15 protein-coding genes are annotated in these 18,268 nt (G+C 52.7%); 9 read left to right on the top strand and 6 right to left on the bottom strand.

Features of this window, described 5'->3' with window-relative positions; genetic code table 11:
* Positions 1-175: 175 nt before the first annotated feature.
* From rsmS to L1D43_RS11330, 4 genes are all read right to left on the bottom strand, one after another.
* Entirely contained in the window at positions 176-370 is a 195-nt protein-coding gene (gene rsmS / locus L1D43_RS11345) for a pleiotropic regulatory protein RsmS (RefSeq protein WP_239851667.1), read from the bottom strand.
* Between the two features lie 142 nt (positions 371-512).
* A complete protein-coding gene (locus L1D43_RS11340; RefSeq protein WP_239851665.1) occupies positions 513-2,924 on the bottom strand; it encodes a TonB-dependent receptor in 2,412 nt (803 codons plus the stop codon).
* Positions 2,925-3,371: 447 nt separating this feature from the next.
* A complete protein-coding gene (locus L1D43_RS11335) occupies positions 3,372-3,776 on the bottom strand; it encodes a hypothetical protein (RefSeq protein ID WP_239851664.1) in 405 nt (134 codons plus the stop codon).
* 5 nt (positions 3,777-3,781) lie between these two features.
* Positions 3,782-5,338, bottom strand: a complete 1,557-nt coding sequence (locus L1D43_RS11330) for a S41 family peptidase (RefSeq protein WP_239851662.1) — start codon at positions 5,336-5,338, stop codon at positions 3,782-3,784.
* Between the two features lie 522 nt (positions 5,339-5,860).
* On the opposite strand from L1D43_RS11330, the gene L1D43_RS11320 reads away from it, so the two are divergent.
* A complete protein-coding gene (locus L1D43_RS11320; protein ID WP_239851661.1) occupies positions 5,861-6,592 on the top strand; it encodes a DUF599 domain-containing protein in 732 nt (243 codons plus the stop codon).
* A 239-nt stretch (positions 6,593-6,831) separates the two neighbouring features.
* Positions 6,832-7,587, top strand: a complete 756-nt coding sequence (locus tag L1D43_RS11315) for a putative porin (protein ID WP_239851660.1) — start codon at positions 6,832-6,834, stop codon at positions 7,585-7,587.
* 266 nt (positions 7,588-7,853) lie between these two features.
* On the opposite strand, the gene L1D43_RS11310 is transcribed toward L1D43_RS11315, so the two are convergent.
* Positions 7,854-8,966, bottom strand: coding sequence for an HD-GYP domain-containing protein (locus L1D43_RS11310; protein WP_239851659.1), 1,113 nt, complete (start codon positions 8,964-8,966; stop codon positions 7,854-7,856).
* Between the two features lie 177 nt (positions 8,967-9,143).
* On the bottom strand, positions 9,144-10,433 hold the full coding sequence (locus tag L1D43_RS11305; protein ID WP_239851658.1) for an aminotransferase class I/II-fold pyridoxal phosphate-dependent enzyme: 1,290 nt from the start codon (positions 10,431-10,433) through the stop codon (positions 9,144-9,146).
* A gap of 483 nt (positions 10,434-10,916) precedes the next feature.
* Between L1D43_RS11305 and L1D43_RS11300 the strand changes: the two genes are divergently transcribed.
* The 7 genes from L1D43_RS11300 to L1D43_RS11270 all read left to right on the top strand — a co-directional run bounded on the left by L1D43_RS11300 (position 10,917) and on the right by L1D43_RS11270 (position 17,808).
* Positions 10,917-12,278: a Na(+)-translocating NADH-quinone reductase subunit A gene (locus tag L1D43_RS11300; protein WP_239851657.1), complete on the top strand. Its 1,362-nt coding sequence runs from the start codon at positions 10,917-10,919 to the stop codon at positions 12,276-12,278.
* Positions 12,278-13,492 (top strand): NADH:ubiquinone reductase (Na(+)-transporting) subunit B, encoded by a 1,215-nt coding sequence (locus L1D43_RS11295; RefSeq protein WP_239851656.1) that lies wholly within the window; start codon positions 12,278-12,280, stop codon positions 13,490-13,492. The genes L1D43_RS11300 and L1D43_RS11295 overlap by 1 nt, the downstream gene beginning before the upstream one ends.
* A gap of 114 nt (positions 13,493-13,606) precedes the next feature.
* Entirely contained in the window at positions 13,607-14,377 is a 771-nt protein-coding gene (locus L1D43_RS11290; RefSeq protein ID WP_239851654.1) for a Na(+)-translocating NADH-quinone reductase subunit C, read from the top strand.
* 1 nt (position 14,378) lies between these two features.
* Positions 14,379-15,002 carry an NADH:ubiquinone reductase (Na(+)-transporting) subunit D gene (locus tag L1D43_RS11285; protein ID WP_011866503.1) on the top strand — a complete coding sequence of 208 codons (624 nt, stop codon included), beginning with the start codon at positions 14,379-14,381 and terminating at the stop codon, positions 15,000-15,002.
* Positions 15,003-15,006: 4 nt separating this feature from the next.
* Positions 15,007-15,615, top strand: a complete 609-nt coding sequence (gene nqrE / locus L1D43_RS11280; RefSeq protein ID WP_239851652.1) for an NADH:ubiquinone reductase (Na(+)-transporting) subunit E — start codon at positions 15,007-15,009, stop codon at positions 15,613-15,615.
* 41 nt (positions 15,616-15,656) lie between these two features.
* The gene (gene nqrF / locus L1D43_RS11275; RefSeq protein WP_239851650.1) at positions 15,657-16,874 is read left to right on the top strand and encodes an NADH:ubiquinone reductase (Na(+)-transporting) subunit F; all 1,218 of its coding nucleotides are present in this window, start codon (positions 15,657-15,659) and stop codon (positions 16,872-16,874) included.
* A gap of 148 nt (positions 16,875-17,022) precedes the next feature.
* Positions 17,023-17,808 carry a hypothetical protein gene (locus L1D43_RS11270; RefSeq protein WP_239851649.1) on the top strand — a complete coding sequence of 262 codons (786 nt, stop codon included), beginning with the start codon at positions 17,023-17,025 and terminating at the stop codon, positions 17,806-17,808.
* The last annotated feature ends 460 nt before the right edge of the window (positions 17,809-18,268 follow it).

The raw sequence follows: 18,268 nt of genomic DNA, 5'->3' as shown, positions 1-18,268 counted from the left end.
GTGCTGACTTTAGGCTTTATACCAATCACAATAATATCAATCACAGTAAACATGTGATCAGAAATAGCGCAGGAAAAACGCTTGAGAACAAAGCAGGATTTTTAAATAAGTAGTTATTCTACAATTAAAAATACTAATACAGTTATCGAGCGTTTTAACAAGCTAGAATGAGCAATTATTTATGACGATTGGTATTAGTTAACTTTCTTTGCAGATCTTGCTTAACTATCTCTAATGCCGCCAGCGCCACATCTGGCTCAATCTCATGGCTCTCCAGAAGATAAATAAGGTCTACGGCGAGTTTAATCTCATCACTGGCGTCATCTAGGCCTGTGTTAGCGCTGGCCGAATCATTCGCTGCTTGTGTCATATTTTCCCCTCAGTTGCATGCTGTCGATTTTCACACAGCGCAGCGATAGGAACAAGTTGCCTAAGCTCTCACCTTGATGGCTGGTCGAGATAAAAAAAACAGGCCATAGATGGCCTGTTTTAGTGTGATGAACTGATAAGAATTAGTAGGTATATTTCGCTTCTAGGAAGAAGTAACCACCATTAAAGCCAAACGGGGTGTTGGTTAATGGGTAGACGAAGATACCATTGAAATTATTGCTGTCTGGGCGCTTCTCTGGGTAGACATCAAACAGGTTTTGCGCCCCGGCGGTAAAGCTTAGTGCATCGGTTGCCGCATACTGCACCGACAGATCCATTATCCACTGGTCGCTGTAATTTACGTCGCCCGATGAATAACCCACAGTATAGTCGCCGAAGTAGCTTAGACGAATGTTAGTCTTGAAGTCGCCGAGTCTATGGGTGAGCCCCAGGTTGCCCGTGTTATTTGGCGTCGCCGAGGTCATACGGGTTTGTTCGATACGATTGAAGAGCTCTTTACCTACACCGTCTAAGATCTGCGGGAAATGGATGTCTTGTATTTCCGTTTTGTTATAGGCATAGGCCAGGTTGGCTTGCAGGTCGCCCCAGGAACCGATATCAAAGTCCTGGCTTATCACCAGATCGACGCCACGGGTACGGGTATCGACCGCGTTGATGAAGAAGCGCGCCGACTCGGCATTGGTGCCCGCCAAGGCCTGTGCGACGGCCGGTGAGTCATCAGGCGTGACTGAGCTCGACAAGATGATGCGGTCATCGACTGAGATTTGATAGGCATCCAAGGTCAGTGCCAGGCCGGCATCGTTACGATAGACCAGACCCAGACTGAAAGATTGTGATAACTCTGGAGCCAGCTCGTTGATCCCCAAGCCTTTCGTTACCGGTGACAGGGTGTTGAACGTACCCGACTCTGTCGGTACCAACTGACCCGTGACAGGATCTGGATTGAACAGGGTAGAGATATTGCTGAAGTATAGCTGCTGTACGCTAGGTGCTCTAAAGCCTGTGTTGATGGTGCCGCGCAGCGCTAAGTTGTCGGTAAAATCATAACGGCCTGCCAGCTTCCAGCTGGTGTTGTCGCCGAAGTCTGAATAGTCCTCGTAACGTAGTGCCGCCGCCCAGTAAAACTCATCGGTTAACTGGTTTTCGAGCTCGACATAAACACCTGTGTTATTGCGGGTCTCGTCGACTTCAGATTCTGGGGTAAAGCCCGAAAAGCCTTGGCTACCGGCGGCGCGGTTATCAAAACCACCATTGATGTAGGAACCACTCTCGCCAGCCTCGATTTGGTAACCATTTTGGCGCCATGAAATACCTGTGGCAAAGAGTATCTCTGAGTCATTTGCAAAGGAAAAATAGCGTGACGCATCGATGTTTATATTGGTTTCACGGGTCGACAATGTGCCTGCATCAAACTCGGTTGGGCTGTCGGGGCCTAAAGATGCGTTTAATGTGTTAACAATATTGTAGTTAAATGCATTTTCGCCATGGCCTGCGGAGGTATCGATATCCCACTCACCCAGGCTGAATTCATAGCCAAGCACTATCGAGGTGTCGATAATGTCGGGGTTGATCTGTGGCAAGAAACCATCGGGATAAATTTCCGTTAAGTTACGCTTATCTAGGGCTCTGCGGTAGAAGGCGCCAGATTTGGTTTCGCGTTTGCTCACGCCACCGAAGGCGTATAGTTCGCCATTATCTGAGATGGCCTTGGCGGCGTTGATAAACAAGCCTAAGTTGTCGTATTCGGCATCACCAACTTGGTGGCTCTTTCGATTAAAGCTGGCTTCACGAGGGTCGAGTGAACCATCGGCCAATTCCGGATACTGCTGGCGAGGATCTAACCCAGCGCGGTTAGTGCTGTCTTTGTGGTGGGCCTCGAGCGAGACATTGACGAAGCCATCGTCACCCAGTGCGATGCCATGGTTGGCTCCCACTCGCCACTGTTCACCGTCACCGGCGTAGGTTTGGCCCGCTTGTGCCGACAGGCTACCACCCTGTTCACTGTCTTTTAGCACCACGTTGATGACGCCGGCGATAGCGTCGGAACCATACTGGGCCGATGCGCCGTCACGTAGGATCTCGATACGTTTGATGGCCGTCATTGGAATGGCGTTTAAGTCGACGTTAGAGGAGCCTTTACCGACAGTGCCGCTTAAGTGGACCAATGCCGAGCCGTGGCGACGCTTACCGTTGACCAGCACTAGGGTGTGATCCGGTGACAGGCCGCGCAGGCTCGCCGGACGTACGGCATCAGAGCCATCGGTTACCGATGAGAATGGAAAGCTGTAACTTGGTGCGGCAAATTGCAGCGCCTTAGCCGTTTCTGTCATCCCCGTCGATTCGAGCTGCTCGGCGGTGATAATGTCCACCGGCGCCACGCTATCTGTGGCGGTACGCAGTGCGATACGTGAACCTATGATCTCGATTTTTTCGAAGCTGGCTTGTTGATTTAAGCTGGCTGGTTGATCTTCAGCTTGGACGTTAGGAAGGATGAGTGCAGATGACACTGCTAATGCGGAAACAGCTAAGCGCATAAGGCCTCTTAATAAAATGTATGTAAAACAATAATGAGAAGGGCGCGATAGTATCACTGTAACAATTGTTACATTTAGAAGGATATGTACTAACTCATTGCCGACGGTTCTATTGGGCACTCGGACTGCTATAGAGAGGGGAAGGCCTTGCTCGCCAAATGTAATCCTCGAGCCTGATGACGCTTGAGGGCTGCTAATGGCTTTGAACTATGAGTCACTGTGTGGCGGATATTGCGGTCATCCAGGCCCGATGATGAAGTTGGTTGCGAGCAGATAAGAGTGTGCTGACCATAAAAAACGGCTGCTTTGTAAAGCAGCCGTCGTGGGGAAGACGCATCTTGATGGGCATGTTGCCAACTAGCTTGATTAAGCCTGACCTTCTCTGTCTGGGTTAATCGGCCGGGCTCAATGTGACGAGCTTATTCAGCCTAGCTTGTTCAGACGGCCTTATTCGGCTTGGCACTGGGTGACTTCCAGCGGCGCACTGCGATGCTCTTCGGCATCTGTGACAAAACACTTATCACCGCTTATCCAAAGCTGCACTATTTGCGGCAGCTCGAAGCTGCGGCCCATTAACAGCTGACCGTTAGGATCCGTATGGGGAGTGCGCTCCAGCGCCAATCTACTGTTTTGGGTAAATGCATCTGCCGCCAGGGTCACCTTGTTCATCTTCAACAGTTTGGCGATGGCGTTTTCCAGCTCGGCCAGACTCTCGGCACTCGGCTCGCTAATTATTGCAGCCATTGGGGCAGGCACAGGATCCGGCAAAGCAGCGTCTTGTGCCTGTAATGAGCAGCCTAGGAGCGCTAATGGCATAGTGCTGACCATGATACGAATTAAGCGTTTCATCATAATTCCTACTTAGGCTGAGTCAGGATACGGTTATTGAGTAGAATATTTTGATTGCGGGTATCTTCCAGCATATAACCGACATCGATAAACTGAGGTTTCGCCTGGGTACGGGACGCTTTTGCTACTTGGGTTGGGCAGCTGTTGTTGTCACGGTAGTAGAGCGCCGCGGCTAGCTGGCTCTCCTCTTTATCGCCCAGGGCGTGGCTAAAGTCATCGGCTATGTCACAGCCAGGCACTTCGCTTTGCAGCGTCGGGCTGCTGCTGGGGACGAAACCATCTGAATAGTCGCCGAAGCCCTTGTCGTTTTCCCCCTTAAACTGAATGCTAAAGTAGGTATTGCCGCAGTTGGGGGTCGGGTAGAAGCCATAGGGCTTACCACAGGTAGTACCGCCAATCTGAATCACCTCGACATTTATGCCACGCAGACTGTTGATCAGCGACTCACTGGCGGAGCAGGTTCTGTTGGTGGTGAGTACATATACCCGGGAGAGGTTGAGGCTGGGCAGGCTCTGTCCGCTCGACAAGAGGCTGGGGTTAAAGCCGAAGGTCTTATCGTAGAAAGGGCTAGGGGTTAAGGTTTCACCCGTGACAGGATTCTTGGTGGGATATTTGTCATTGAAGGTTACTTGCTCGAAGATACGATCTTTCGTCGCCTGCTCACCGGCAATCATGTAGCCCAGCTGGCTGGCCATGGCCAGTAAGCCGCCGCCGTTGTAGCGCAGGTCTAACACCAGGTCATCGACCTTGGCATTGGCCAGTGTGTTGATGGCATCGAATAGGCCGCGCTCAGCGGTGGCAATATGAGCGTTGAACTGCATATAGCCTATGGTGCCCGATGGGGTAGCGAGTACCTTGGTATTTTGCACAGGTGTCGAGACCACGGTTTGCGCCGTCAGCACCACATCGCGCGTCTGGCTGGCGCCGAGATCTTGAAGGGTGAAGCGCGTCTGTTGACCTGCGTCCTCGGGGAACAGGCCCTTGTTGAGAATGTCTATCGAGGCACTGTCGCTGGCATCTTTCACGCTCACGCCATCGATACTGACAACGACAGCACCACGGGCGATATTGGCGTTGGTCGCGGGAGAATTGGGCTCAGTGTAGGCGACGGTGACCTTCCTGTCTGTTGTGCCACTGGCCTGTTGCAGATAGAAACTCATGCCATAACCCACGGACGCGCCCGATTGGTTGAGCTGCTCCCATTCGCTGGTGGGCATAGAGAAGTGGAACTGGTCTTTCGGCTTGCCCGAGGCGGACAGGTTTTCGGTTTTCAGGAGATCGAAATATTCCAGGACCTGGTAAGGGGCCGGATCCCTGTCGATGATCTCGCTGTACCAGAGATAGGTGTCGTTGCTCCATGAGCGTAACCAGAGTTTTTCCTTGAGACCCGCATCGCATTGGTTGGCCAGTTGTGCATAGGGGATAAATTCTCCCTCGACCCACTTCACCGTGCCGCCTGTGCCTGTACTTGGCCCAGAACTATCACTGCCACCGCCGCCACAGCCTGTGAGCAAGAGGCCTGATGCAATCAGACTTGTGATCAGAGTATTTGAGATTGACTTCATAAATAATCCTTTATTATTAAACTCTTGTATTTTGGTGGGTTGCAATTGTTAACGGGTCTCATGTGGTTGTACATGGAGGTAACAATTTATTGACCATCTTAGCTAAGAATTGTATGCAGGTATAGCCTAAGAATGATTGCACAAAAATCACACGGGATAGGTGCGCAGCGCAGTGGAAATCGAGTTGCAATATCAATGGGCTATGATTAAATGAGCCTTAGCAGCCATTGACCTTAGGGTCTGTTGACCTTTCCTGTTTGTTTTTGCAGCACTTTGTAGGCAATTTATACAAGGAAGAGCCCGTGTAGTGTAGTTATTCTACATGAGTGGGTGATAACGCCGTAGAAATAGCCTACAAAAGCAGCCCGAAGGGTTCACCTAAATACGCTCTGCTCCTTGTTGCGTGCCATTTGCATAGAATAACTATGCGACACTGCACGCGCCTTGAGCAAAACGCGTTTATATTGAACAAAAATTAAACCTGAAAGATAAACAGACCCTTGTTAACAAGTTGAATCCATAATGAATGATTATCTGCTCGACCTTATCGCCGTGACCTGTTTCTTTAGCTGCTGGATAGGTTACGCCCGCTTCGCCCGCAAGAAGGCCAAGAACACCAACTGTATCGCCCGTTGTCTGCATCAGCACAGAATTCACTGGATGTATCAACTGCTGGGCCGCGAGGTAAGAGTGGCCGAGGCGGCGCTGCTGGCCAACCTGGAGCGTAATATTACCTTCTTTGCCAGCACTACCATGTTGGTGCTCGCTGGTGTCTTGACCCTGTTTGCCCAGGTCGAGCGGCTGGAGGCGGTGATCGCCTCTATCCCCATGACGGCACCGCCGATTCACATGTTGATCCAGTTGAAGCTCGGCATACTGACGTTAATCTTCGTCATGGCGTTTTTTCAGTTTACCTGGTCCATGCGCCAGTATGGTTTTCTCAATGTCATGGTGGGTGCGACGCCGGTCGACAAAAGCGGTGGTGATGAGCAGCTAAAGGCCTACGCGCTGCAGATGGCCATAGTGCAGGACAGGGCGGCCCACGCCTACAACTATGGCCTGCGTTCCTACTATTTCTCGATGGCCGTGCTTGGCTGGTTCTTCCATCCGCTGCTGTTTATCGTCTCTAGCCTGGTCGTGGTCTATACCCTGTATCGGCGCGAATTTAAGTCGCGGGCGGTGCAGGCGATCACCCAGGGGATGTTGCTCCTCGATGAGCGTGAGCAGGCGAAAACGGCACAAGGCAAATTGTAGTCTTTAGGTTTCAATTGTTACCTGTGCGTAGCTTAAAGTTTTGGTGAATGTAGTTTCGCTGGGCTTTTATGAAGTTTTTATTGCGCTTTTCCTAAACTATGGCGTATCGTTAGCGCCGCTAGGAGAGCACTGGATATTTATTTGTATAAATATCAGAAAATTACAATGGATTGTGTAAAGCACCTTTCTATTTTTTGTCTTTTATTCTCCTAGCTTCATAAATATAAGGGAATACATTGATGAAAAAATCAGTAACAGCCGTTGCCATTTTTCTTGGTCTTAGCAGCATGAGCGCCATCGCTGCGCAGGACAACGCCTTTCAACACGAAGCCGGCCTGAACTACTACTCTAACTCTGAAGAGTTTGGCGATGGTATCTGGAACGCGAACTACCGCTACTATGTCACGCCTGTGGACCAGAGCAGCAGCCCATATGCCCTAAACGGCTTCCTGGCGCAGAGCTCTAACCTGGGTGCTCATTACAGCAACTTCGATGATGCCGACCTGGATTCTTACGGTATCGACGGCACTTATGTGTTTGCCTCTAAGTGGTTTGTTGGTGTGAACTATCAAAAGCACGACTACGCACATTTTGATTTTGACACCTATGGCGCGGAAGTGGGTTACTACTTCAACGATTCTTCTGCCGTTTCAGCCTTCTATAACGATGGCGATGAGGGTGTCGAAGAGACCTATGGTGTGAAAATTCGCAGCTATATCGCATTGCAATCGACTGCCGGTGTGGATCTGCAGGCTAGCTGGACTCACAGTGACGATGACGACATGATCAACCTGGGTGCCGACTGGTATGTGAACAATGCCTGGTCTGTGGGTCTGGGTTACACCAACACCGACGATGATGATGCGTTCGATGTGAGAACCGCTTACTGGCTGCGTATTTCAGACAACTTCTCGGCCAACTTCCAAGTGGCACGCGTGTTGGATTCAGATTTCGACGGCGTGAACATTGGTCTTGGTGTAGTCGGTCGCTTCTAAATCGCTGCCGGACTAATGTCTGAAACTTAATTTCTTTTACTTAGCGCCTCTGACTTCTAAAGATTAGAGGCATAGTGAGTATAAAAGGCCTGCTGGCGCCCTGGCTTGGCAGGCCTTCGTCTTATCCTGGTGACGATTAGTGAATGGCTAAGGCGCTCCGGGTTATTCTGTCTATCTTCTCTTAACTTTCCTCCATATTCCTAACCGGCTTTATTCTTTGCCGTCTCATCTTTCGGCCGTCTAATCGCGTCGACAGCTCAATGGTCTTAAAACTCGGTGGAGTCGAAGGTACTCTGTATCCTGAGCACCTCGGGCAGCGCCTCATGGAGCGCGGCGACACAATCGGCGTCCAGCTTGCTGCCCGATAGGCGTTCGAGTTCGGCAAAGGCATCGCTATTGGTCCAGGCGGATTTATAGGGGCGCTCACTGGTGAGGGCATCAAATACGTCGGCCACCGCCACTATTCTCGCCTCGATAGGCACCTCGTCGCCTCTTAGGCTGGTGGGGTAGCCAGAGCCATCTATCGCCTCGTGGTGATAGAGCACGATATTACGCAGCATCTGGGTATGGTCCAGGTTACTCAGGCGGTAGTTACAGAGTAATTTGTCGATGAGATCCCGACCCGATTCACAGTGTTTCTGCATCTCGGCGCGCTCATCTAAGGTGAGCGGACCCCGCTTAAACAAGATCTCGTCGGGCACTGTGATCTTGCCGATATCGTGCAGGGGGGCAAACATGAAGATATGTTCGATAAAGTGATCGTTTAGGCCTCTCTCATCCGCCAGACGCTGGGCGATCAGGCGTGAGTAGTGAGCCATACGACTCAGGTGGCCGGCGGTTTCCGGGTCGCGAAAATGGGTGACATCTATGGCTGTCTTCATGGTCGAGGCCAGGGTGTTCACCTCGCTCAGCTCGTTGATCACCATCAGGGCCAGCAGGTTGCCGATGAGATCCAGATGTTCCACGCAGCGCTTGTCCAGCACCTCTTTATCGTCGCCGTTAAAGAAGATAAAGCCTAGCAGAGTATTGCCCGAAAGCAGGGGCAGGGTATAGCTGCTGCGATAGCCTGCCTCATAGATCTTAACCGCGTGTTCGTGCTGGCTGTCTCGATAGATGCCGAGGTCTTGAACGATCCTCGCCTCCTTGGTGCGGGCTACCTGTAACAGGGAGTGGCACTGGCTGAGATTTGCCTGGTAATGGTTGAGGGGAGAGGGCTTACCGCTGTAGATGAAGGTACGCACTATGTCACAGTCCTGATCGTACAGGGCGACGGCGATACGGGTGATCTGCGGCAGCTTGGCCTGGGTGGTGGCGTGAAGGTGTGCCAGCTTACTCATGATAGAGGAGTGTTGATTGAGCTCCGTCGAGGTGTAGTACATGTGCCCTCCCATGGCTGGTGCCAGACTAAGCTAAGTTAGCTCATTGTCATTATAGTCAAGCTATTGGCAGAGATAGCATTATACCTATGGCTTATAGGAAAAAGGGCTTAAGGGAGTAGGGGGCATGAGCCTTGTTAAGTTACCGAGCCAGTTGGCCCGGTAACTGGGGCCGTCAAATTAAATAGCCTTATCCAGGGCCTGAGAGACGTCCGCGATAATATCGTCGATATGCTCTATGCCGACCGAGATGCGGATCAGATCTTCTGATACCCCCGCCTTGGCCAGCTCCTCGCCGTTGAGCTGTCTGTGGGTGGTCGTCGCCGGATGACAGGCCAGGGATTTGGCATCGCCTATGTTGACCAGGCGCAGGATCATCTGCAGGGCATCGATAAAACGTCCGCCGGCCGCCTTGGCCGCCTCGCTATCTTCGGCCTTGATACCGAAGCTGATGATGCCCGAGGCCTTGCCCGAGGTGATCTTCTGGCAGTTGTCGCGATAGGGGCTGTTGTCCAGCGCACCATAGTTGACCCAGCTGACCCTGGGGTCTTGTTCGAGAAATTTGGCCAGGGCGAGAGCGTTGTCGCAGTGACGCTCCATGCGCAGGGCCAGGGTCTCTAGGCCCTGTAACAGCAGGAAGGCACTCTGAGGCGATAGGGCGGCGCCGGTATTACGCAGCGGCACCACGCGGCAGCGACCAATAAAGGCCGCCGGACCGAAGGCCTGGGTATAGACCACCCCATGGTATGAGGGGTCAGGCTCGTTGAGCAGGGCGAAGCGTTCAGGCTGGGCCGCCCAGTCGAACTTACCCGAGTCGATGATCACCCCGCCTATGGTGGTGCCGTGACCGCCAATATATTTAGTCAGCGAGTGAATCACGATATCGGCACCGTGGTCGAAGGGGCGGCAGAGTACCGGGGTGGCGACCGTGTTGTCGACGATCAGTGGCACGCCATGCCTATGGGCCAGCTCGGCCAGGCGAGCGATGTCGACGATATTGCCCGCCGGGTTGCCGATTGATTCGCAAAACAGCGCCTTGGTCTTATCATCGATATGGGCTTCCAAGCCTTCGAAGTCGTCGAAGGCTGCCATGCGCACCTCGACACCCTGGCGTGGCAGAGTATGGGCAAACAGGTTATAGGTGCCGCCATAGAGCTGGCTGGTGCTGACAATGTTATCGCCCACCTGTGTCAGTGCCTGAATGGCATAGGTGATGGCGGCCATGCCAGAGGCCAGGGCCAGGGCGCCGATACCGCCTTCGATGGCGGCCAGGCGTTGCTCGAGCACATCTGTGGTGGGGTTCATGATGCGGGTGTAGATGTTGCCCGGCACCTTAAGATCAAACAGGTCGGCACCGTGTTGGGTGTCGTCAAACGTATAAGAGGTGGTTTGATAAATGGGTACGGCCGCCGCCTTGGTGGTTGCTTCCGAGTCATATCCATGATGCAGGGCTAAAGATTCGAGTTTCATCTAATTCATCCTATCGCTTAACTGAAAACCTGTGTTCGAAAAACGACCATAGCATTTAGCCTTCTAGATGTCTAAAGCTTTTTGTGATGGATGATTTGTTTACGGATCGGCCCATCTAAGGGATCTCGGCGGTCGATCTTTGTAAAAATTGCCCCTTTTGCTTCTTTTTTCACGCGCCTATCCCTAAGGGGTAAAAGAGGGGGTAAATAGCCCAGGGTGAAGCTAGGCATTTCGTACAATTTTTGTCCCAAATTGAATGTTTTAGCCCTGGCTAAATAAGCAGTATCCCCTTTACCTGTTTTATTGTTATAAAACTACATTGTTAACAGTTCTCAGGATTCACTGCCGATCAGGATCACAATTCTGGCGGAAAAACTGTTGCTAAGTTACAAGTCGGTGTCGGAATGTGACCTCAATATCGGAATCTAAGTTAACAAACTTTTACCATGAGGCATCCCAATTTAGTAACGGTTGATGTTTGCGATGGCAGGTTTTCCAGACAAGATTAAGACGATAAAGAAGGGCCTAGATGTGCCTATCGCCGGCGAGCCGAGGCAAGAGATAGATTGCTGCGCTCGTCCTGCAAAGGTGGCACTCCTGGGTGAAGAGTATGTTGGCCTGAAGCCCACCCTCTTGGTGGAGGTCGGCGATCGGGTGAAGAAGGGCCAGACCCTGTTCGAAGACAAGAAGGCACCGGGCGTGCGCTTTACTGCGCCGGCCAGCGGTGTTGTCGTCGAGATCAACCGCGGCGAACGCCGTGTGTTGCAGTCTGTGGTGATCCTGGTGGAGGGAGATGAGCAGATCACCTTTCAGGCCTATTCGGATCTGAGCCGCCTGAGCCGTGAAGCCGTGCAGCAAAACCTGGTTGAGAGTGGCCTGTGGACCGCGCTGCGCACTCGCCCCTTCTCTCGCGTGCCCCTGCTCGACACCGAACCTGCCGCCATCTTCGTCAACGCCATGGACACCAACCCACTGGCTGCCGATCCGCGGGTGATCATCGCCGAGCAGGGCGAGGCCTTTGCCGCCGGACTCGAGGTGCTGGCCTATCTGACGCCTGGCAAGATCCATCTGTGTCATGATGCCGGCGAGGCATTGCCTGGCGCCGACCTCGCCCGTGTCGATAGTCATCGTTTTGCCGGCGTGCATCCTGCTGGCCTGGTGGGCACCCATATTCACTTTATCTCCCCTGCGAGCCTAGATCGACCCGTGTGGCACCTTGGCTATCAGGATGTGATCGCCTACGGCAAGCTGTTTATGACCGGCGAGCTTTATACAGATCGCGTGGTGGCCTTTGGCGGCCCGACGGCGGTCAACCCAAGACTGCTGCGTACGCAACTGGGCGCCCAGCTCAGCACACTGATTGAAGGTGAGATCAAGCCTGGCACCAACCGTGTGGTCTCCGGCTCTGTGCTGGCCGGTCATACCGCCTTTGGTGTGCACGACTACCTGGGTCGTTTCCATCAGCAGATCTCAGTGCTGGCGGAAGACGCTAAACATCAGCTACTGCCTTGGGTGCGTGGCGGCGGCGACAAGTTCTCTATTACCCGTGCCGTGACCTCACGCTTCAAGGCGACAAAGCGTCTGTTCGACCTGACCACTCACGCCGGTGGTTCACACCGCGCCATGATGGCCTTCGGTCAGCTGGATCGCGTGATGCCGCTGGACATACTGCCGACGCTGTTAGTAAGGGATCTCGTAGTGCGCGATACCGATGAGGCCCAGGCCCTTGGTGCGTTAGAGTTGGATGAAGAAGATCTGGCCCTGTGTACTTTTGTCTGTCCGGGCAAGTATGACTTCGGACGTGAACTTCGCATCTGCCTAGATATTATTGAGAGGGAAGGTTAATGAGTAAGCAAGACAATAAGCCAGATGTGCAAGAGGATTATTATGCTCACGGCTCGTCGATGCGTAGCTTCCTGCGCTCGCTGCTATATGCCCATGGCCGCAGCACCAAAGGCAAAGTGCATGTTCGCGATGCGATCGATGTAAAACGTACCATGACCCTGGTGGGTCTGTGCCTGTTGCCGGCCATCTTGTTCGGCATCTATAACCTGGGTCTGCAGGCGCAGCTTGCGCTGGCTTCGGGCTTAACCACGCCGGATCGTTGGCAGCTACTGGCATTTAACGCCATCACAGGTGGGCTGAGCGAGCAGAGCGGTTTCTTCGGGCTGTTTGGTTATGGCCTGAGTTTCTATCTGCCTATCTATCTTACCGCGCTGTTGGTGAGCCTGTTTTGGGAGATGGTGTTTGCCAAGGTTCGTCGCCAGGAGCTGCATGAAGGCTTCTTCGTGACCGCCCTGCTGTTTACCCTGATCCTGCCGGTATCGACCCCGCTGTGGATTGTGGCGCTGGGTATCACCTTCGGGGTGATCATGGCCAAAGAGGTGTTTGGCGGCATGGGGTATAACTTCCTCAACCCTGCGCTGGCCGGTTATGCCTTTATCTACTTTGCCTATCCGACAGAGGTGGCGCAGATTGCCCAGTTTGTGGCGGTCGATGGCTTCTCTGGCGCGACAACCCTGCTGCAGACCGCGGCAGGCAAGATGAGCTTCGAGGGCTACACCTGGTACCAGGCCTTCAGCGACCCACTGTGGTGGGATGCCTTCTTCGGCTTCACCGTGGGTTCTATAGCCGAAACCAGCACCCTGGCAATTCTTATCGGCGGCCTGTTCCTGTTGCTGACCCGTTTGGCCGACTGGCGCGTAGTTGCCGGTGTGATGGCCGGCATGGTGGCGACCGCCGTGATGTTCAACCTTATTGGTTCGACTAAGAACGATATGTTTGCCATGCCTTGGACCTGGCATCTGGTCAGTGGCGGTTTCGCCCTGGGGATGATGTTTATGGCAACCGATCCCGTGACGACCGCCTATACCCGTCAGGGCAAGTTTGCCTATGGCGCGCTGATCGGTTTCATGACGGTGCTGATTCGTGTACTGAATCTCAAGATGCCTGAGGGGATCATGCTGGCGATTCTGTTTGCCAACCTGTGGGCGCCTATCTTCGATTACCTGGTGGCGCGCAGCAACATGAAGCGGAGGCTGAAACGCAATGCCTTATAAGTCAGAACATATGTTAAGGATCCAGACCGCCAACCTCTGGTCGTCAATCTTCGCATCCTTTTTGTTTCGTCGTTCCAGCCGCGCCCCGGGCGCCACTATGGAGAAGCAACGCTAATGGCATTTAAGAAAGATACCGTTGTGGGGACCATGATCTTCACACTCGTACTCTGCCTCTCTTGTTCTTTCATGATCACGGGAACCGCCGAGGTACTCAAAGAACGTAAGTTGGTGAAAAAGCGCGACGAGCTTAAGCGCAACGTCTTGCTGGCCGCCGATATCGACATCAGCGGCGACAAAGATTTTCGCGCCATCTTCGAGCAGTCGGTGAAGCCTCTGCTGGTGGAGCTGGACAGCGGCGCTATCGATACCGAGGCGAACGTGCTGGATTTCGACGACCGCATGGCGGCCATCAATCCGCAGACCTCGAGCAAGCCTAAGAAGGATATCGCCAAGATCAAGACACGCGCCAATCAGGCCCGCGTCTTCAAGGTGTTTGACGACAAGGGCGAGCTGCACGCCGTGGTGTTGCCTATCTATGGCAAGGGGCTCTGGTCGATCATCTATGGCTATGTGGCGCTCAAGCCAGACCTGAACACCATAGAAAACGTGGTCTTCTACGAGCATGGTGAGACACCGGGCATCGGCGACTTCCTCGACGATACGGCCTGGACCGACAAGCTTAAGGGCAAGCAGCTGTTTGACGAGAAGGGACAGGTTTCCTTCAAGGTGGTCAAGGGCGGTGCTAAGGCCGGCGATCTTCATGGCGTCGACGCGGTGAGCGGCGCGACCATGACGGGACGCGGCGTACAGCGTGCTATGCAGTTCTGGTTCGGGGTCGAAGGTTATCAGACCTTCCTTCACAAGCTAAAAGCGTCGGAGGTTTAAGATGAGTAAGAGTATGACGGCTACCCGGGACATTCTAACCGGCCCGATTTTCGCCAATAACCCCGTGGCCATGCAGGTGCTTGGGGTCTGTTCGGCGCTGGCGGTGAGCAATTCGATGCAGACCGCATTGGTGATGACTCTGGCGGTGACCTTCGTGTTGGTGTTTTCTAACCTGATCATCTCCAGCATCCGTAACTTTATTCCTAACAGCGTGCGCATCATCGCTCAGATGACAGTGATCGCCTCCCTGGTGATCATCGTCGACATGGTGCTGCAGGATGTGGCCTATGAGCTGTCGCGTCAGCTGTCGGTGTTTGTGGGCTTGATCATTACCAACTGTATCATCATGGGCCGCGCCGAAGCTTTCGCCATGAAGATGCCGCCGCATCTGGCTGTGGTGGATGCCATGGGCAACGCCATGGGCTATGGCGTTATCCTGCTCAGCGTCGCCTTCGTGCGTGAACTGCTGGGCGCGGGTACCCTGTTTGGCCATGAGATCTTAAAGACGGTCGAGAACGACGGCTGGTATCTGGCCAACGAGATGTTCAAGTTGCCGCCGAGTGCATTCTTCCTGATTGGCTTACTGATCTGGGCCATCAATGTTATCCAGCGTAAGCGAGGTTAAGGCTATGGAACACTATATCAATCTCTTTGTTCAGGCCGTCTTTATCGACAACATGGCGCTCTCTTTCTTCATGGGCATGTGTACCTTCCTGGCCGTGTCGAAGAAGGTATCGACCTCTTTCGGTCTGGGGATTGCGGTGATCGTGGTGATGACACTCGCAGTGCCGCTGAACCAGCTGATCTACTCCAAGGTGTTGGCTCCAGGTGCTCTGGCCTGGGCGGGTTATCCCGAGCTAGACCTGAGCTATCTCAAGCTCATCACCTTCATCGGCGTGATCGCCGCCCTGGTACAGATCCTGGAGATGTTTCTGGATAAGTATATTCCCAGCCTGTATGACAGCCTGGGGATCTTCCTGCCGTTGCTAACGGTTAACTGCGCCATCTTCGCCGGGGTGATCTTCATGGCGAACCGTGACTACACCCTGGGTGAGTCAGTGGTGTTTGCGACCGGTTCAGGCTTTGGCTGGGCGATGGCCATCGTGCTGCTGGCGGGACTGCGTGAGCGGATGAAGTTTCACGCCATTCCGGCGGGGCTGCAAGGTGTGGGTATCACCTTTATTACCACGGGCCTGATGGCATTAGGCTTTATGTCTTTCTCCGGCATCTCGCTGTAAGTGGCGTGCTAGTGTCAGTGCATTAAGAAAAGGGTTATTAGATGGAAATGGCAATAGGCATAGGCATGTTCACCATAGTGGTGTGTGTGCTGGTAATGGTGATTTTAGTCGCCAAGAGCAAGCTGGTGATCAACGGTGACGTGAGCATCCGCATCAACGATGATGATGACAAGAGCATAACCACGGCGGCAGGTGACAAGCTACTGGGCGCCCTGGCGAGTAAGGATATCTTTATTCCTTCAGCCTGTGGTGGCGGTGGTACCTGCGGTCAGTGCCGGGTGAAGGTTAAGTCGGGTGGCGGCGATATCCTGCCTACCGAGCGCGACCATATCAACAAGAAAGAGGCTAAAGAGGGTTGTCGTCTGGCCTGTCAGGTGGCGGTGAAGACCGACATGGAGCTTGAGCTGGAAGAGGAGATCTTCGGCGTCAAGAAGTGGCAGTGTGAGGTGATCTCTAACGATAACCAGGCCACCTTTATCAAGGAGCTGCTGCTCAAGTTGCCCGAAGGGGAAGATGTTAAGTTCAAGGCGGGCGGTTATATTCAGATCGAGGCGCCGGCTCATGAGGTGAAATATAGCGACTTCGATATTCCGACCGAGTACCGTGATGACTGGGAAAAGTATGGCCTGTTCGATCTTGTCTCTACCGTGAATGAAGATGTGCTTCGCGCCTACTCTATGGCTAACTACCCAGATGAGAAAGGGGTGATCATGCTAAACGTGCGTATCGCCACGCCGCCTTCTGAAGGCCTGCCACCGGGCAAGATGTCCTCCTACATCTTTAATCTCAAGGCGGGCGACAAGGTCACCATCTCTGGGCCTTTCGGTGAGTTCTTCGTTAAGGAGACTGACGCCGAGATGGTGTTTATTGGCGGTGGTGCAGGTATGGCGCCGATGCGCTCACATATCTTCAACCAGCTCAAGGGCGAGCAGACCAAGCGTAAGATGACCTTCTGGTACGGAGCCCGTTCACGTCGTGAGATCTTCTATCAGGAGGAGTTCGACGCGCTGGCGGCGGAAAATGACAACTTCGAGTGGCATGTGGCCCTGTCGGATCCGCTCCCAGAAGATAACTGGGACGGTTACACAGGCTTCATCCATAATGTGCTCTACGAGAACTACCTGAAGAACCACAAGGCGCCGGAAGATTGTGAGTTCTACATGTGTGGCCCACCGATCATGAACTCCTCGGTGATCAACATGCTGGAAAGCTTAGGGGTTGAACAGGAAAACATACTACTGGATGACTTCGGCGATTAATCCCTGAGTCTTTCTAAGATAAAACGCAGCCAATGGCTGCGTTTTTTTATGTCGAGGTGGGACGAGTCGCTATTTGATCTGTGTCATAGTGGTCTGGGAGGCATAGCTTTATATTGTTTTGTTATCTAAAGGTTAACGAAGCAATGATATGAGTGATAAGCCAGAGAGCTGCGAGAACAATACCCCCGAGAGCAATACCGCCAAGAGTACCTATACCATCTCCGCGCGGGGTAAGGCGGATCATCAGTCGGTGATTAAGTTTCTTAAACAACACTTTGCCGCGGTGCCCCTTGGGCAGGTAGAGAGCGTGTTTGGTTTCGTCGAGCCATCGACCCTATATGGCGGGCGTTTTTATCTGATGCGCCAGCTGTCCGAGCGGGACACGGGTCTGCTGGCCGATCATGGTATAGGACTCAGGATCCCCTTTACTAACCACTTTGCCACCAAGGAAGAGTTCGACGCCAATCGCCCCCTGCTTGCCAAATATCATCACAAACGCAACTCGATTATCTGTACAAACGATGATCTGGCTTACTGGATCAAGCAGGAGTTTCCTGACTATGACATAGAGGCGAGTGTGATTAAAAACTTGCTAAAACCCGAGCAGATCGAGGAAGCCTTTGGGCTCTACGACACCCTGGTGCTTCCTATGGTGCTCAACGATGACGAGGCCTTCTTGGCCGCACTACCTCATAAAGCGCGTATTCGTCTGTTTGCCAATGCGGGCTGTGCCTACACCTGCCCGGCGCGTATCTGTTACAAGTCTATCTCTAAGTTTAATAAGGGGCAGGGGGGCGAGTTTAAGTGCTCCCAAGATCTTAAGGCCCGTGAGATGCAGGGCATGATAGATTTCGATCTACAAAGGCTGAGAAACCTTGGATTTCATAAGTTTAAACTGCTCAGGGCCAGGGCTGGCGACCAGACGGGGTACTAGGGCCGATTCGATGGTGGTTGGCTATAACGGCTTAGCTTGCTGTTAGGGTTTAGCTTGCTGTTAGGATTTAGCTAGCCGTCTCGGTCAATTCATTCGCCCATAAGCCCTATTTTTGGGGATTCGTGGCGCCTTTTGGGAGGCGGCGTTAAAAGCACAGAGTTGGAAGGATAACAGATTCGTTCAATGCAGTTTTCTAAATTAAATCAGATGGATAAATTTATACTTGGCAAAGGCTAACGGCTCGTTAGCCTGCTATATCTCATCAATATATCCCTTTGCTTATTCGAGCAATTTTTAGTTTTTTTATCTTTGTGGTAAGCAGCGATCTAAGTGTCGCTAGCGAGTGCCATCGGTGTGATTCGTATTTTACAAAATATTCACATTTGGGTTTACTCTTAATTTCATTTGGGTATATTGTATACAGAATATTTTATCTCGATAGGTAATGTTGTTATTCAAA

The organism is Shewanella sp. Isolate8, assembly GCF_022398495.1.
In the GTDB taxonomy this organism is placed as follows: Bacteria; Pseudomonadota; Gammaproteobacteria; order Enterobacterales; family Shewanellaceae; genus Shewanella; species Shewanella aquimarina.
Note: the sequence above shows the minus strand (reverse complement) of the source record. Positions and strands in the feature narration are given on the sequence as shown.

Excerpts from the sequence above, each read along its gene's own strand:
- L1D43_RS11330 (WP_239851662.1), bottom strand. The coding sequence starts at position 5,338 with ATGAAGTCAATCTCAAATACTCTGATCACAAGTCTGATTGCATCAGGC.
- L1D43_RS11305 (WP_239851658.1), bottom strand. The coding sequence starts at position 10,433 with ATGAAACTCGAATCTTTAGCCCTGCATCATGGATATGACTCGGAAGCA.
- nqrF (WP_239851650.1), top strand. The coding sequence starts at position 15,657 with ATGGAAATGGCAATAGGCATAGGCATGTTCACCATAGTGGTGTGTGTG.
- nqrE (WP_239851652.1), top strand. The coding sequence starts at position 15,007 with ATGGAACACTATATCAATCTCTTTGTTCAGGCCGTCTTTATCGACAAC.
- L1D43_RS11320 (WP_239851661.1), top strand. The coding sequence starts at position 5,861 with ATGAATGATTATCTGCTCGACCTTATCGCCGTGACCTGTTTCTTTAGC.
- L1D43_RS11310 (WP_239851659.1), bottom strand. The coding sequence starts at position 8,966 with ATGTACTACACCTCGACGGAGCTCAATCAACACTCCTCTATCATGAGT.
- L1D43_RS11335 (WP_239851664.1), bottom strand. The coding sequence starts at position 3,776 with ATGATGAAACGCTTAATTCGTATCATGGTCAGCACTATGCCATTAGCG.
- L1D43_RS11300 (WP_239851657.1), top strand. The coding sequence starts at position 10,917 with ATGGCAGGTTTTCCAGACAAGATTAAGACGATAAAGAAGGGCCTAGAT.
- L1D43_RS11340 (WP_239851665.1), bottom strand. The coding sequence starts at position 2,924 with ATGCGCTTAGCTGTTTCCGCATTAGCAGTGTCATCTGCACTCATCCTT.
- L1D43_RS11285 (WP_011866503.1), top strand. The coding sequence starts at position 14,379 with ATGAGTAAGAGTATGACGGCTACCCGGGACATTCTAACCGGCCCGATT.
- L1D43_RS11290 (WP_239851654.1), top strand. The coding sequence starts at position 13,607 with ATGGCATTTAAGAAAGATACCGTTGTGGGGACCATGATCTTCACACTC.
- rsmS (WP_239851667.1), bottom strand. The coding sequence starts at position 370 with ATGACACAAGCAGCGAATGATTCGGCCAGCGCTAACACAGGCCTAGAT.
- L1D43_RS11295 (WP_239851656.1), top strand. The coding sequence starts at position 12,278 with ATGAGTAAGCAAGACAATAAGCCAGATGTGCAAGAGGATTATTATGCT.
- L1D43_RS11315 (WP_239851660.1), top strand. The coding sequence starts at position 6,832 with ATGAAAAAATCAGTAACAGCCGTTGCCATTTTTCTTGGTCTTAGCAGC.
- L1D43_RS11270 (WP_239851649.1), top strand. The coding sequence starts at position 17,023 with ATGAGTGATAAGCCAGAGAGCTGCGAGAACAATACCCCCGAGAGCAAT.